Annotated in this window: 12 protein-coding genes and 2 pseudogenes; 10 read left to right on the forward strand and 4 right to left on the reverse strand. The window is 56.9% G+C overall.

The genetic code is table 11. The annotated features are described in order from the left end of the window. Positions 1–183: 183 nt before the first annotated feature. Both KDX37_RS27700 and KDX37_RS27705 read left to right on the forward strand, forming a co-directional pair. On the forward strand, positions 184–600 hold the full coding sequence (locus KDX37_RS27700; RefSeq protein WP_231656413.1) for a TIGR03751 family conjugal transfer lipoprotein: 417 nt from the start codon (positions 184–186) through the stop codon (positions 598–600). Beyond that, positions 600–3353 (forward strand): conjugative transfer ATPase, encoded by a 2754-nt coding sequence (locus KDX37_RS27705; protein WP_231656414.1) that lies wholly within the window; start codon positions 600–602, stop codon positions 3351–3353. Before KDX37_RS27700 ends, KDX37_RS27705 begins: the two co-directional genes overlap by 1 nt. Before the next feature lie 35 nt (positions 3354–3388). Here KDX37_RS27705 and KDX37_RS27710 read toward each other — a convergent pair whose 3' ends face one another. Further along, positions 3389–3646, reverse strand: coding sequence for a LasR-specific antiactivator QslA (locus tag KDX37_RS27710; RefSeq protein WP_264759413.1), 258 nt, complete (start codon positions 3644–3646; stop codon positions 3389–3391). 158 nt (positions 3647–3804) lie between these two features. Here KDX37_RS27710 and KDX37_RS27715 point away from each other — a divergent pair, with 158 nt between their 5' ends. The 5 genes from KDX37_RS27715 to KDX37_RS27735 all read left to right on the forward strand — a co-directional run bounded on the left by KDX37_RS27715 (position 3805) and on the right by KDX37_RS27735 (position 8379). Then, complete coding sequence (locus tag KDX37_RS27715) at positions 3805–4059, forward strand: helix-turn-helix domain-containing protein (protein ID WP_231656415.1); 255 nt, start codon at positions 3805–3807, stop codon at positions 4057–4059. 105 nt (positions 4060–4164) lie between these two features. Continuing rightward, a complete protein-coding gene (locus KDX37_RS27720) occupies positions 4165–5121 on the forward strand; it encodes a TIGR03756 family integrating conjugative element protein (protein WP_231656416.1) in 957 nt (318 codons plus the stop codon). Continuing rightward, the gene (locus tag KDX37_RS27725) at positions 5118–6500 is read left to right on the forward strand and encodes an integrating conjugative element protein (RefSeq protein WP_231656417.1); all 1383 of its coding nucleotides are present in this window, start codon (positions 5118–5120) and stop codon (positions 6498–6500) included. The genes KDX37_RS27720 and KDX37_RS27725 overlap by 4 nt, the downstream gene beginning before the upstream one ends. A 3-nt stretch (positions 6501–6503) precedes the next feature. Further along, complete coding sequence (locus KDX37_RS27730) at positions 6504–6812, forward strand: hypothetical protein (protein ID WP_231656418.1); 309 nt, start codon at positions 6504–6506, stop codon at positions 6810–6812. Positions 6813–6822: 10 nt separating this feature from the next. Further along, the gene (locus tag KDX37_RS27735) at positions 6823–8379 is read left to right on the forward strand and encodes a conjugal transfer protein TraG N-terminal domain-containing protein (RefSeq protein ID WP_231656419.1); all 1557 of its coding nucleotides are present in this window, start codon (positions 6823–6825) and stop codon (positions 8377–8379) included. 8 nt (positions 8380–8387) lie between these two features. Here KDX37_RS27735 and KDX37_RS27740 read toward each other — a convergent pair whose 3' ends face one another. Together KDX37_RS27740 and KDX37_RS27745 are read right to left on the reverse strand one after the other, a co-directional pair. After that, complete coding sequence (locus tag KDX37_RS27740) at positions 8388–8753, reverse strand: DUF3742 family protein (protein WP_231656420.1); 366 nt, start codon at positions 8751–8753, stop codon at positions 8388–8390. 348 nt (positions 8754–9101) lie between these two features. Beyond that, positions 9102–10262 (reverse strand): annotated as a pseudogene (locus KDX37_RS27745) (IS3 family transposase). A 192-nt stretch (positions 10263–10454) separates the two neighbouring features. Here KDX37_RS27745 and KDX37_RS27750 point away from each other — a divergent pair. After that, positions 10455–10784, forward strand: coding sequence for a hypothetical protein (locus tag KDX37_RS27750; RefSeq protein ID WP_231656421.1), 330 nt, complete (start codon positions 10455–10457; stop codon positions 10782–10784). Positions 10785–10914: 130 nt separating this feature from the next. Then, positions 10915–11874: an ArdC family protein gene (locus KDX37_RS27755; RefSeq protein ID WP_231656423.1), complete on the forward strand. Its 960-nt coding sequence runs from the start codon at positions 10915–10917 to the stop codon at positions 11872–11874. A 128-nt stretch (positions 11875–12002) separates the two neighbouring features. On the opposite strand, the gene KDX37_RS27760 is transcribed toward KDX37_RS27755, so the two are convergent. After that, complete coding sequence (locus KDX37_RS27760) at positions 12003–12200, reverse strand: DUF7740 domain-containing protein (protein ID WP_231656424.1); 198 nt, start codon at positions 12198–12200, stop codon at positions 12003–12005. Between the two features lie 223 nt (positions 12201–12423). Here KDX37_RS27760 and mobH point away from each other — a divergent pair. Next, positions 12424–14153: pseudogene (gene mobH / locus KDX37_RS27765) on the forward strand (MobH family relaxase). The last annotated feature ends 280 nt before the right edge of the window (positions 14154–14433 follow it).

Here is a 14433-nt window from a genome sequence, read left to right on the forward strand (position 1 = left end):
GCCACCCTTATCGTTGCTGTTAGTCATAAACATACCCGTTTGCCTATCCCTTATCTTAAGGGGGGAACGGTGTCCTGTCTTTCATGGGGCTCGTTCAGTACGTACCACCGGCAGCAGAAGTCGCCCTTCACCTCGACCATGAGATCACCATCGACTACGAGCCTAAGGGCCGGAGCGTTCGCCATGAAAAAGATCCTACGTCTCTATCTGATCTGGATTAGCTTGCTCTGCTGGGTCCTGACAGGGTGTTCCACCGACAAGGACACACTTTTGCCGCATGGCGAGCAAACCATGCTGGACATCTGGAACGGCCCAGGCTCACAGGGTACTCAACAGCAACTGTTGGATGCTCGGCAACAGTTGCGTCGCCCGTTGGCTCAAACAGATCTCTCCGCTGCGCTCCAGGAACCGTATACGCGTACAGCAGCCAATGAAATTCGCAACCTGTTCCCTCGCCTGCCCAACCCTGATTTGGTGATGTACGTGTATCCGCATCTGAGTGGTACCGAGCAGGCACCAGTGCCTGGATACTCGACCGTTTTTCCATTCTATCAACGGGTGCAGTACGCACTGCCAGGTGAACGTCAGGAAGATCTGTAATGTGTAGCGACGATGCGGGCAACCGCAATTGTGCCTGGAAAGCCTGGCGCAACCCATTGCGCCCACGCGCCACATTGGCCGATGAAGCTGCGCTCTATACGCATAATCCCAGCTTCACCGATCATCTGCCATGGGTCGAATACCTCGACACCGAGCAGTGTTTTCTGCTCGATGACAATCGCTCAGTGGGTGCGGTGTTCGAGTTGCTGCCCATCGGCACCGAAGGGCGCGAACCCGATTGGCTAATGGCAGCCCGCGATGCCCTCGAAGATGCCCTGCAGGATAGCTTTGATGAGCTGGATCAAGCGCCTTGGGTGGCGCAGTTTTTCTGCCAGGACGACAACGACTTCACCCCCTATCTGACCTGGCTAGCAGATTATATTCAGGACAGCGCCCGAGGCACGGTTTTCACCGAAGCGTACCTGGAACTTATTCGCCGACATCTGAAAGCCATCGCCAAGCCTGGCGGCCTGTTCGAGGATAAGGCAGTCACGCGCCTGCCCTGGCGAGGAAACAACCGTCGGGTGCGATTTGTGATCTATCGCTGGCTTGAGTCTGACGGTGAGGAGGCGGGACTCAACCCAGTGCAATCGCTGCAACAAACTTGCGAACGTATCGCTGTTTCGTTGCAGGCGTGCGGGGTGCAATCGACGCGAGTCGATGGCCGAGGTTTGTATGCTTGGTTATTGCCCTGGTTCAATCCAGCCCCCAAGCTCACAGATGAATCGCCCGAAGATTTCTACCGCCGCGTGGCCTATCCGGAGTCTGGCGAGAGCGAGTCGCTGGAACTTCCCTTCGATCATGACTTTGCCGAACGCCTGTTCTTCAACGAACCGCGTTCGGACGTGCAGCATGGACTCTGGCTTTTTGATGGTCAGCCCCACCGGGTCATGGTGGTGGACAAGCTGCGCCGGGCGCCATTGATTGGTCAACTCACTGGCGAAATCCGCAAGGGAGACGCGGTGAATGCCCTGTTCGACCAGTTACCCGAGGGCACGGTGATGAGTCTGACCTCGGTGGTCAAACCGCAGGATGTACTCGAGGATCAGTTGAACCGTCTAGCCCGCAAAGCGATCGGTGAGAACCTTGCCTCGACCCAGGCCCGTCAGGATGTTGAAGAGGCTCGTGCGATCATCGGCCGTCAGCACAAGCTCTACCGCGGCACGATGGCGTTTTACGTGCGCGGTTACAATGAACAGCAACTGCACCAGCGCTCGATCAGCCTAGCCAATGCGCTGCTGGGTGCGGGCCTGCAGCCGGTACGCGAAGGCGATGAAGTCGCCGCCTGCAACAGCTACCTGCGTTGGCTACCGATGGCTTACAACCCAGCCCGCGACACACGTAACTGGTACACACGCCTGATGTTCGCCCAACACCTGGCAAACCTCGTTCCAGTCTGGGGCCGCAGCATTGGTACCGGCCACCCGGGTATCACGTTGTTTAATCGTGGTGGGTCGCCTCTGAACTTTGACCCGTTGTCACGCTTAGACCGGGCAATGAACGGCCATCTGCTGTTATTCGGCCCCACCGGCGCCGGCAAGTCGGCGACGCTAGTCACCTTGTTGATGCAGATCATGGCGATATACCGCCCTCGCCTGTTTATCGTAGAGGCTGGCAACTCGTTCGGCCTGCAGGGCGATTACTTCGCGACACAGGGCCTGTCGGTCAACAAGGTCCAATTGAAACCTGGCGCCCCGGTCAGTCTCGCCCCATTCGGCGATGCCTGGCGCTTGGTCGAACAACCAGATCAGGTGGCGAGTCTTTCCATTGATGAGTGGGACGATGAAGCAGCAGCCAGCCGCGAGGACCAGCGCGATGTTCTCGGCGAGTTGGAAATCACCGCTCGCCTGATGATCACCGGTGGCGAGACCAAGGAAGAGGCGCGACTGAGTCGAGCTGATCGCAGCTTGATCCGCGAGTGTATTCTCGATGCGGCGCAAATCTGTGTCGCAACGAACCGTCAGGTACTGACCCGCGATGTGCGCAACGCTTTACTGCGCGTCGCCACAGACTCGCGCTTACCGGAAAAGCGTCGCGAACGTGCACAGGAAATGGGCGAGTCCATCGATCTCTTTTGCCAGGGCTTCGAGGGTGAGCTCTTCGACTGTGAAGGCACACCGTGGCCGGAGAGCGATGTGACCATCGTTGATCTCGCCACTTACGCTCGCGAAGGCTATGAGGCTCAGATGTCCATTAGCTACATCAGCCTGATGAACACCGTAAACAACCTGGCCGAGCGCGACCAGTACTTGGGCCGACCGATCATCATGGTCACCGACGAAGGCCATATCATTACCAAGAACCCGCTGCTGGCGCCTTTCGTGGTCAAGGGCACGAAGATGTGGCGCAAGCTCGGCGCCTGGTTCTGGCTCGCCACGCAAAACCTTGCGGACTTTCCCACGGCTGCGCAGACCATGCTCAACATGATCGAATGGTGGATTTGCTTGAATATGCCGCCCGCGGAGATTGAGGAAATCGCACGGTTCAAAAAGCTCACGCCGGCGCAGAAAGCCTTGCTGCTTTCCGCTGGTAAGGAGCCGGGTAAGTACACTGAAGGGGTCGTGCTATCTCAAAAAATTGAGACGCTGTTTCGGGCCGTACCACCCAGTCTTTATCTTGCCCTGGCCATGACGGAACCTGAAGAAAAGGCCGAGCGCTGGACACTGATGCAAAACACTGGCTGTTCTGAGCTAGAAGCTGCACTTCAGGTCGCAGAACGGATCGATAGAGCGCGAGGAATAGACCCTGTATAGGTAAATCTATTCAGCGCTCTAAAACGAGATAACGGTTATTGCCGTACTCCCCGGAGACGCTGCTGAACCCTCAACAAAAATCCGGCTTCGAAGGCATCCTGACAATCACCGAGAGGAAAAGTCTTGCGTGTTTGCGCTAGCTCCCACCACAGCGGAATTTCGCCAGGCACATCAAGCCAAGCCTGGGCGCATTGCACGCCACGCTCAATCATTGAGGAAAATTCGCTACCCCACGGAGTCAGAAGACTTGGACAACCATCCGCCGCTGGAATTGAAACGTAGTTTTCGTCCATACACACCTAGATTTCTGATTTATTTTTCAGACGCAAAGTCCAGCTTCGAAAACATTTAGGCTCTGGGTAACAGCCATAAGTCTTCAAATGGCATAGATCAGCACTAATGCAGACTATATCCCGTGGATTGAGAGTCCCTCAAGGCGCAATTTGCGCGCATGACTCACGACTACGAACAGCTGCGTCTGCAACTGGCGGAAAATATCCGCTTGATGCGACGCGTGAAAAACCTTTCCCAAGAGCAGCTCGCGCTCATGGCCGAGGTCGATCGCACCTACGTCAGTCAAATTGAACGATGCACGGGCAATCCGTCGTTGTTGGTTCTTTGTAAGCTCGCAAATATTTTCGAAATTACCGCAGATCAGTTACTTGTAGAACCAGAGGTACTGCGTAGCTCCCTTCACGTCAAATAATAGTCTCATGTGTCACAAAGCCGATAGCTCGGCCTTCACAATTTCCGCTGATAATCTTTAGCCTATCCCCGAACCTGCCCAGGCCATACACATTGAGCCTGGATTATGACTGTCGTCTGCTCGTCAATATCGCCTGCAAAACTAAGACCTTTAGCACTAAGCGTCCTGCTGGTGTGCGGGCCAAGCATGGCGCTGAACACAGGCAGTATCACATCCTCTGTGCTCTCTCCAAGCTGCCTCGAATACAGGGTCGTCGGCATTTGCTTCTGGCTGCTCTGCACGCCGTTCGGCTGCACAATCAAAACCTCGACCAAGGTTCGTCATTTCATTCCTGAACTGGTGGTCTCGAGTTACGCCGCCACCGGCAATAACCCCTGGACCGAGATGGCCACCCTATCCTCTCCCATCAGCGGCGCGGAGGGTGGCGGCAACCTAATCACGCCGAACACCCGCCACGACAACCTAACCCGCTTCAAGAACGTCGATGGCATCGGCCACCCCGGTGGCTGGGTCGCAACGCAACTGGCTTCGCAGTCCGGCTACGCCTGCGCCAGCGGTGCAACTGCATTCATGCCTTACTTCCTGAGTACCCTGGACTCGCTAGCCTGGCGCCAGGGCATTCCAGAAAGTTTCTATCCCGAGTCGCTCACGCCGGGGATCCGTGAAATCGGTCGTCAGGCCTCGGGAAACATGTGGGGCAACGTTTATCCCCGGCAGGGCTTTCTGGTACAGGCCGACGATTTCAAGGCGGCCGCAGTCATGGCGCAACGCGCCGGCGATGTGATTACCCACAACTGGCAGCCGCATGTGTATGTACCACTCACGCCCGTCAAACGCGACGGCTACTGGCCGCCTGTCCCGATCGTTGAAAACGACGCTTCGACCCACAAATGGCAATTGCTCTACCCCCAGGTGCAGCCCACGTGCGCCATCTTCCCCAGCGATCCAGTCCAGAGCGTGGATGGCGGCTACGCCTGGTCGCTGTGGCGTCCCTATAGCTGCTGCAAACGTGAGGGACAGACCTTCCTGTTCAGCATCGACTTCGAAGGAGGTGCTTCATGAGTCGGCTTCTCGCGCGGCCCTGGTTGGGCACGATGAGTCTGTTGCTCTGTGGACTGCTTACCATGGCGACGCATGCCCCCGCGGCCGAAGGTGATTACCGCCTGGGCACTCACGGCGAAGTGCTCGATGACCGCGTGATGTACACCATTGGTGGCGGCTCAGCAGTCGGCTCACCGAGCTCGCTCTACCGACCCAGTGGTCTCGGTGTCGGCGGGTCATGGCGAGCGAACATGATGTGCGGAAACATGAGCCTCACCAACACCCTGCAAAACCAGCTGAACGGCGTCACCGAAGGTTTCCAGCAGATCATGGGCAGCATCGTGCAGAACGCGACACAAGCCGTGATGTCGCTGCCTGCGTTGATCATCCAACGCGCCAACCCCGGCCTCTATGAGTTGTTGAGCAACGGGGTGATGCAGGGGCGTATCGACTTCGACCGCTCCAAGCTGACCTGCCAGGCCATGGCCGAGAAGATGGCGGACAAGGTCGGTCAAGCCGGCTGGGGCGCGCTGGCCAAGAACCAGGAGATGCAGGGTAATCTGGAGCACACCGGCGGAGATGCGGTGGCCGCGGTGAAAAACACCGAGACCCATAACGGCAACAAGGGGGTGTCCTGGGTCGGCGGCTCGAAGGCTGGTGGTGATGGGCAGACGCCCATTCGGGTGACCGCCGACGTAGTGCGTGCGGGCTACAACTTGCTGCATAACCGGACGGTGGACGACAGTGCCTCGGTCAGTAGCAGCGATTGTCTGGGTGGCGCTATTTGTCAGACCTGGTCCTCACCGCAAGAGGAATCCGAATGGGCCGTTCGAGTATTGGGTGAGAGCGAAGTGGCGACCTGCGATAGCTGCGAAACCCTGCGTGCGACCGCAGGCAGCGGACTGACACCGCTGATCCAGGAGGCTTATAACGAGCGCCTTAAGGCCCTGCAAGGGCTGTTGTCTGGCTCTCTGCCCCTTATCCCTGACAATCTGGCGAAAGCCTCCAGCCCGATGCTGCCGGTGACCCGTGGCGTGGTTGAAGCCCTACGCGACGATCCCGACCAGGATCTGCTGGCGCGACGCCTAGCCAGCGAGACAGCCTTGTCCAGCGTACTCGACAAGGCGCTCCTGCTAATGCGTACGCTGCTGGCGGGCAGTCACGAACCGAACGTCGCCTCAGCCGAGCCAGCCCAAATCGCCCTGACGAGAAACATCGACGCCCTGGAGCGCGAAATACGTCTGCTGCAGACCGAACTGCAGGTTCGGCAGATGCTGGCTACCAACACCGCCAGCCTAGTGCTCGATCGGCATGCGGGTGGTGCCGATGCTTCGCGCACCGTCGAGCAAGGCGACCCTGAGCCGGGCCGACTCAATGATGCTGAGGCCAGCCACAAGTAAGCCATGAAACGCTCACCGCTATTCACTTTGCTTTCAGGTCTGGGGATTGCCGCGCTGATGATCCTGACCGCCGCACTGGTCGCCTGGATCGGCCGCGCTGCGCTGGGTAGTTTCGAAGTCTGGCAGCAGGCATTCGAATCCTCACGGCCTTATCTGCGATGGTGGCGCGCCCTGCTCTATGCCGCCCTCTTCGCTCTCTGGTGGGATCTGCTTAGACGCTACCGATATAAACCACAGGATCGACGGCGCGTGAAACGCATCGGGACATTAGGGCTCGTGTTCTTTATCTGCGTCGAGCTCACCCGGCTGTGAGGTCATTACCATGCTCATGAGCACCAACAGTTACCTGGAGTTTTACCTCTCTCTCCTGGCCTGGATCATCAACAACGGCCTTTGGAGTGTCCTGTCCGACACAGGGCTGTTCGCCGCGCCCTTTGGTGCAATCATCTTGCAGGAATGGTTGTCTGCCCGTCAGCAAGGCGCGGACGAAGGCAACAAGGGACTGCTCTCGGTGCCACGGATCGAGAACCGGTTGTGGCTGGCCTACATCGTCGTCTTGTTCGGCTGCGCGCCCGTCTTTCCTCTGAGCCTCGCATCGATGACGTTCGATGATGCGGCGAGCCAGCGCTGCGGTGTCAGTGTGGCCAGGCCAGCGGAAACCGCTTGGGGGACCACCTTCAATACCATCGGCGGGCGCTCCGCCAATGTGCCGATCTGGTGGTTTCTGGTGCATGCCTTGAGCAAAGGCGTGACTGCGGCGGCCACCGCCTCCATCCCTTGCGCACCGGATATCCGACAAATGCGCATGGAGATCGACAGCTCGCGCATCGACAGTCAGGTCCTGCTGCAGGAGGTGGCCGATTTCATCCGCGACTGCTACGGCTATTCCCGTTCTCGCCTGTTCACCAACCGTCCGCAGTTAGACAAAGCACAAAGTCACGACGCGTCCTGGATCGGCTCAAGCTATTTTCTGGACACGCCCGGCTACTACGACACGGATCGTTCACGCACACCGCGAATCAGTTGGCCGTATGACGAAAGCCGCGATATTTCCTTACCGCGGCTGGAAAATGGCGCAGGCTACCCCACCTGCAAGCAGTGGTGGAACGACAGCGGTGTCGGCTTGCGCGGGCGCTTGATCGAGCAAGTCGATCCCTCGCTGCTGACTCGGCTGAAAGGTTGGTTGACTGGCCTTTCGAACAACGAGATCGAGGATGCCACCCTGCGCGAACTGGTCAGCCCGCGCCAGCAATCGGTGTCCATGTCGCCCGGACAGGTGTACCAGGACTATGGCTCCAGCGCCCGTGGCGGCTCGATCAATCAGGGGCTCAATAACCTCGCCACCAATACCGGGTTGGCCCTCGGCTCCTTCAGCAACTTCCCGGCAATGAATGCACTACGCGCCGCCTTGCCAATGGTGCAGGCCTTCCTGATCATGGGCATCATCATCAGCTTGCCGCTGATCCTGCTGGTCAGTACCTATCAGCTGAAAACCGTCATGACCGTGACGTTCGCGCTGTTCACCTTGCACATGCTGAGTTTCTGGTGGGAATTGGCGCGCTGGGTCGACTCCAGCATGCTAGACACTTTGTACAACCAGGTTTCGGCGTCCAATCAAGTGCTGTTGTCGCTGCCTTCGTCCGGTTTTATGGATGGAACGGTCACCGCGCAGGTGATCGAGTATGTGATGGGGGCGATGTTCATCGTGCTGCCGATGCTATTTCTAGGGGCCATGAGTTGGGCCGGATATAGCGTAGGTTCAGGCGTAGAAGGAATGCTCAGCAGGGGAACCCACGCAGCACAGACAGCGAGCTCTAACGGGACCTCTCAGTTGATGAGCGGTGCAAGAATTGTTTCGGGTAAATCGAGCTCAAAATAACCAAGAGCCTACTTCAGAGAACCCCATTTATCGTAACGCTCAGGCCAAGACGTTCTATGCATTGGATCATCGAGATCGTCACTACCCGGAGTGTCTGAAACCTGAAATGGGATAGCTGCTAATGCGACAATTGTGCACATCAGCACAAACAACCAGAAGCTGACAAAAAGAACTGCTCCGAACAGAGCGAACTTAGCAGTCAGAAAACTCCCACGAACAAGTAATTCACCTGCGGGCACACCTGCTGTCTTCGCACGCTCAACCACGTGGGATTCAAAAGTTTTCAACCTACGGTAACCACGCTTCACTGACAGACCACAGGCATACGCCCAGCGGTGGGCACGTGAATTCTGAACAGGTTGCTGAGTCGGCATGCTCTCGCCCTCTTCTGAGCATTTTCATGGTTGAGACAGGAGTAACAGCCTACTACTGAAAACTGTCCGTGCCTGACCGTTTATCAGTTTGCCCAGCCGAAAAAATCTTCACTGGAAGACAGAAGACAAGCCCCGTGAAAAAGCCTATCTACAGTAATTGACCGAGATAAATCGTCTGGCTAAATACTAGGTATACTAGGTGCGGATCGCTGTTATCAACAGCACTTTCCCAGGTAGCCAGAACCTTCAAGGCTACGTCACTTCGATGATGGTTCCTCCCAAGTGCGATTAGCGTTCGGTGGCTCGCACAGTGACCGTTTCTACGGTGATGAACGCCTACTGTAGTGGTCAACTGATCCCGGACACGACGTTAAGTTTTTTCTCGGTGAGCCGGTGGCAGCCCACCATTAAATTGGTGCGGTCGAATCCAGTTGTACCGGTGCATCAAAAAATGGCTGATATCCCGCTGAGCTTGTTGGACCGTCGTGTAGCCCATGGTCGGTATCCACTCGGTTTTCAGGCTCCTGAACACCCGCTCCATCGGCGCATTATCCCAACAATTTCCTCGCCGGCTCATGCTCTGACGCATGCGATATCGCCAAAGGCGCTGGCGAAAACTCCGGCTTCCATATTGCGAGCCCTGGTCGGAGTGGAACAGCAAACCTTGAGGCTTCCCTCGCTGCTCATAAGCCATGTCCAAGGCCTTGATGACCAAGTCGGCATCCGGCTTTCCCGACAACGCCCAGCCCACAACACGGCGGGCAAAAAGATCTAGCACAACCGCCAGATACTGCCATTTCCCTTGAGCCCAGATGTAAGTGATATCGCCACACCAGACGTGGTCAGGAGCGGGCACATCAAACTCTCGGTTCAAAATATTAGGGATGTCGGGCCGCTCGACCGTCGCCTTTTTGTAAGCATGCGATCCCGGTTGTTTGCTCACCAACTCCAGCTCGCGCATCAGGCTGCGCACCTTGAATCGCCCGATCTGCTCGCCGTCGTCCTGCATCATGGCCATGATGCTACGGCTACCGGGAGCACTGCGGCCTTGGGTGAACAACTCGTTCACCCAACTGCGCAATCGAAGGCGTTCCACATCCGGTGTGCGGCGCCTGAGACGCCGAGCGTAGTAGCACGAGCGGGTCACTTCAAACACCTTGCACAGCCAATCAACCGGCTCGTGGATACTCAACTGGTCAATCAGCGCGAACGCTCGAGATCTTCCGACATCAAGAGCGCGGTAGCCTTTTTTAAGATCGATTTTTCCCGCTCAAGGCGAGCAATTCGGGCTTCCAGCTCTTGGATTTTCTGCTGCTCCGGGGTCAGCGCTTTGCTCTGCGGGGTGATGCCCGTGCGTTCTTGCTGCACCTGGTCAACCCATCGACGCAAAGCCGACTCGCCGACACCAAGCGAGCGGCTGGCCTCAATGAAGCTGTAATCCTGCTTGAGAACGAGGTCGGCAGCCTCGCGCTTGAATTCAGGGGAAAAGGTACGGCGTTGTTTGGTCATCTGACACCTCGTTCTGGCGAGCATTCTCGCCTAAATGGATGTCCGGGGTTAGTAGACCACTACAGACTGCTCTTATGAGCGCCTTTTGAGCGCTGCTCGCGAGGTAAGCCCTCTTAATTTTCTTCAACCCACTGCGGGGAAATCTTTCTCCGCACGGGACAGGTTTCTTCGCGTTTTCGACGGAGACATGCCATGCCCGATTCACTTACACCGGAAACACTGAACACTCTTCGGTTACCCATTGTGTTCACCCCTAGCGCGTGGCTGCACGCAGTACTGCTCGAGCAATCCGATCACGCTGAGAAGCTGCAGGTCGATCGGTTGAGACACGTATTGCGCGCAGCCTTCGAAGCCCACCTGGCCTATCCACACAAGCCCTACGTGCTGTTCGAGGTAATCCACAGTGAACCAACCGATCACTTAGCCCACGAGCCATTGCTGCAATTGAGTCTGAGCCTACTCCAAGAAGCGGGTCAGCCTGACGCCTTGCTGATAGCGCTTGCAGGAGAACTCCAGCGCTAAGCGCAATTGGCGGCGCCCCCTCCACATTTGGACGGCATGCAAGACCTTCATCAATCCAGCACATCACCCAACCGGGGAACCCTCCCCGACGGGCACGGCGTTCCTCCGTTTTTCTCTCGAGGAAATTGCCATGCGCGATATCTACCAAGACGTAACTGACAAGATCGTTACTGCGTTAGACCAAGGCGTTGCTCCCTGGATCAAGCCCTGGTCCTCAAGTGGCTCCGCTTACATCGGTCATCAACCCTACCCCGTCAACGCCATCACGCGACGTCCATATTCGGGCATCAACTTACCGCTGCTCTGGGCCGCGGCCAGGTTGCAGGGGTTCACTCAAGATCGTTGGCTGACGTTCAATCAAGCCAAAAAAGCTGGCGGGCACATTCGTAAGGGTGAGCACAGCACTCTGGGGGTGCTCTACAAGCCGATGGAGCGCGAGGAACAGACCGAGTCAGGCCAACCCGTACTTGATGAAAACGGTAAGCCCAAGGTCGCTCACTTTGGCATTCTCAGGACGCATTTTTTGTTCAACATCGAGCAAACGGAGGGGCTCGAAATGCTCAATGAAACCCTGCTCGAGACGGAACAGAGTGATCCTTTCCAGCCCAACAGAGCTGCGGAAAATCTGCTGTTAAGTTCACGTGCACGCATCGTTCATCGATCTGCAAACGAAGCGTTTTACCATCCGATCAAGGATTTCATCCAACTGCCGACAAAAGCGCAATTTCACGATGAAGGTGGGTACTACTCCACCGCGCTGCACGAGCTGACGCACTGGACTGGGCATCACGCTCGGTTGCAGCGCGAAGGCGTGACGTCAGCCTATCCGTTCGGCTCGCCAGGCTACGCGTTTGAGGAGTTGATCGCCGAGATGGGCGCTGCGTTTTTATGTGCTTACGCCGGCATTCAGGGAGAGCTGAGGCACGAGGGCTATATCGATTCCTGGCTCAGCCTGCTCAAGGCTGACAAACGCGCGATCTTTCGCGCCAGTGGTCAGGCCCGAAGCGCCTCGGAGTATGTACTCAACCTGGAGCAGCAACTGAAGCAGATGGTAATGGATGAGTCGCGATGCATGAGCGATGGAGTTTGATCGTTACCTCACCGCTGCAATTGCATCACAGAGCCCAACGCGAGTTGGGCCCTTTTTCTGCGCTCAGAAAACCCATGCCGCGGGGCTCTGATGCAAAAAGTCAGGGATGGGCACACACCCGCAGCCTATCATTCCGCATCCATGTTCTGCGCCAGAAAATCCACCAGCTCGAGCGGACTTCGGCTATCGATTACCTTGTAGATCAGATCACGCTTACTGCGCGGCAACTTCTTGACCACGCTCTTCGCCGAGGCCCGGACGGCTTCGTCGGTCCCATGGATACGTGCCGCGAGCAGCAGCACGAGCGTGGCGTCAGTGAGGTTCATGGCAAGACCCAAAAAATAGGCACCGCAGTGTACCGACTCTTGTCTTTTCCGCACCAGCCCCCCAACAAAACGATGTTCAGCAGTATCCATATTTCGATTGCCGCACAAAGGGACACGAGCCAAAAGGACGGGTAAGGGTTGGAAGGGAATGGGGACTCAAGGGTAAAAGCTCTATCCGAAAAGGCTAAAAGGCCACTGACCCAGTCACTTCCCGGAGGTCACGATGCTCAGTCTGTTTCGCCACAAAAGGCAGAAGCCCCCTCCGCCACCGACCGTGAGCGTCGCCGAAGGTTACCTGCCCATCGAGTCGGCTCACAGCTTGTTAGCCACGGAGCACCGCCGCCAGCTGCTCGATCGCATCTGGCAGTACACCGCCCTCTCCCATCCACAGTTCAGCCAGCTCTATTTAAATCCGATCCATCGCTACGCCGAGCTGGTCCAGCAGCTTCCAGCCAGCGAGACGCATCACCATGCTTATCTTGGCGGCATGCTCGATCATGGGTTGGAGCTGGTCGCTTGCAGTTTGAAATTGCGTCAGTCGTATCTGCTTCCCACCGGCGCCGCACCCGAAGACCAAGCCGCCCAGACCGATGCCTGGTCCGCTGGCATCGCCTATGGCGCGTTGCTCCATGACGTCGGCAAGATCGCCGTGGACCTGCAGGTCGAACGTCAGGATGGCAGCGTTTGGCACCCCTGGCAGGGGGCACTGGATCAGCCCTACCGTTTTCGCTACCTCAAAGGTCGCGACTATCACCTGCACGGCGCCGCCGCAGGCTTGCTCTACACCCAAATTCTCGACCGCCCAATCCTCGATTGGCTCAGTGGATTTCCGCCACTGTGGGCCAGTCTGCTGTATGTCTTGGCGGGCCAGTACGAACGTGCCGGCGTGCTCGGTGAGTTGGTGATGCAGGCCGACCGTGTTTCCGTTGCACAGAACATCGGTGGTAACCCGAGCAAGGCGCTGCAAGCGCCGGTTCATTCGCTGCAACATCATTTGATCAGCGGGCTGCGTCATCTGGTTCAGCACGAGCTGAAACTCAACCAGCCAGGTGCCGCGGGTTGGTTGACTCAGGACGCGCTGTGGCTGGTCAGCAAGACGGTCACAGACAAACTGAGAGCCTATCTGCTGTCGCAGTCGATTGAGGGTATTCCCTCGTCCAATATCGCTGTGTTCGACGAGCTGCAGTCGCATGGTCTGGTCGAGTCTACCCCGGAAGGCAAAGCCATCTGGACCGCTCTCGTGGAACAGGGAAACTGGCAGCAGAGCTTTACCTTTCTGCGCATTCAACCAGCGTTGATTTGGGGAAGCGAAGACCGCCCCGAAACTTTCAGTGGAACGGTGAGCATTACTGTCGGTGACCACTCGACTGACGCTCGGGTAACGCCACTAGCGCCCAACGCAGGTCAAGCAGGATCGCGTCAAATCTCTTCGCTGACGGATACCGTTGCGATAGAAGATGCCGACTACCTCGGCACACTGCTGGATATGTTTGAAATGGGAGAACCCGAGGTACGTGACGCACCGTCAGCAAACGCTCTCGAAATCTCAAATCCTCCTTCGAATAACCCTGGCCAGGCATTCTTGAATTGGGTCAAGGAAAGCATCCTGAGCCACAAACTGGTCATCAATGACAGCAAGGCCAAAATCCACACGGTGAGTGGCAGCGTATTTCTGGTCACACCTGGTCTCTTCCAACGCTATGCGCAGGAGTTCCCTGGTATCTCCCAGGGTGCCAATCAAGAGACTGAAGAATGGCTTGGGTGCAGAAGCAATTCGAAAAATTGAAGGTCCACAAGAAGCGTGACGGCGGTCTAAATATCTGGGCTTGTCAGGTCGAAGGTCCCCGTAAGAAGGCAACACTCAAAGGCTATTTGCTAGAAGAACCAGCACTATTGTTCAAAGCTGCGGCCGTACCTCCCGATAATCCCTTTCTTAAGCTCGAAAAAGCTTAAGTCTCCGTAGCATCCCATCGGGTGCTCGACATACAGAATCAACTCGGGGCAACGCTCTTTACTGAACCGCTCCGTTGCCGCTCCCCAGGAGTTCATAGAGTTCGATGGTTGATTGGCTTAGTCTCAAATTTTTTTTGGGGTAAGCGGCCAGCGAACACACCTTCAGAAATCCGGAATTAAGGTAAGCGTCCGCCGAAGTCATCTTGCACGACTTAGGCAGATACCCACTGATGCGGCAGCAGTTGCTCAATCTCACTCGCTCGCTGCGTCGGTAACCGCG

It is taken from the genome of Pseudomonas californiensis, from assembly GCF_021147775.1.
GTDB classification, from domain to species: domain Bacteria; phylum Pseudomonadota; class Gammaproteobacteria; order Pseudomonadales; family Pseudomonadaceae; genus Aquipseudomonas; species Aquipseudomonas californiensis.

Bases quoted from the DNA above. Each gene is read 5' to 3' on its own strand.
- KDX37_RS27700 (WP_231656413.1), top strand. From the start codon at position 184: ATGAAAAAGATCCTACGTCTCTATCTGATCTGGATTAGCTTGCTCTGC.
- KDX37_RS27705 (WP_231656414.1), top strand. From the start codon at position 600: ATGTGTAGCGACGATGCGGGCAACCGCAATTGTGCCTGGAAAGCCTGG.
- KDX37_RS27710 (WP_264759413.1), bottom strand. From the start codon at position 3,646: ATGGACGAAAACTACGTTTCAATTCCAGCGGCGGATGGTTGTCCAAGT.
- KDX37_RS27715 (WP_231656415.1), top strand. From the start codon at position 3,805: ATGACTCACGACTACGAACAGCTGCGTCTGCAACTGGCGGAAAATATC.
- KDX37_RS27720 (WP_231656416.1), top strand. From the start codon at position 4,165: ATGACTGTCGTCTGCTCGTCAATATCGCCTGCAAAACTAAGACCTTTA.
- KDX37_RS27725 (WP_231656417.1), top strand. From the start codon at position 5,118: ATGAGTCGGCTTCTCGCGCGGCCCTGGTTGGGCACGATGAGTCTGTTG.
- KDX37_RS27730 (WP_231656418.1), top strand. From the start codon at position 6,504: ATGAAACGCTCACCGCTATTCACTTTGCTTTCAGGTCTGGGGATTGCC.
- KDX37_RS27735 (WP_231656419.1), top strand. From the start codon at position 6,823: ATGCTCATGAGCACCAACAGTTACCTGGAGTTTTACCTCTCTCTCCTG.
- KDX37_RS27740 (WP_231656420.1), bottom strand. From the start codon at position 8,753: ATGCCGACTCAGCAACCTGTTCAGAATTCACGTGCCCACCGCTGGGCG.
- KDX37_RS27750 (WP_231656421.1), top strand. From the start codon at position 10,455: ATGCCCGATTCACTTACACCGGAAACACTGAACACTCTTCGGTTACCC.
- KDX37_RS27755 (WP_231656423.1), top strand. From the start codon at position 10,915: ATGCGCGATATCTACCAAGACGTAACTGACAAGATCGTTACTGCGTTA.
- KDX37_RS27760 (WP_231656424.1), bottom strand. From the start codon at position 12,200: ATGAACCTCACTGACGCCACGCTCGTGCTGCTGCTCGCGGCACGTATC.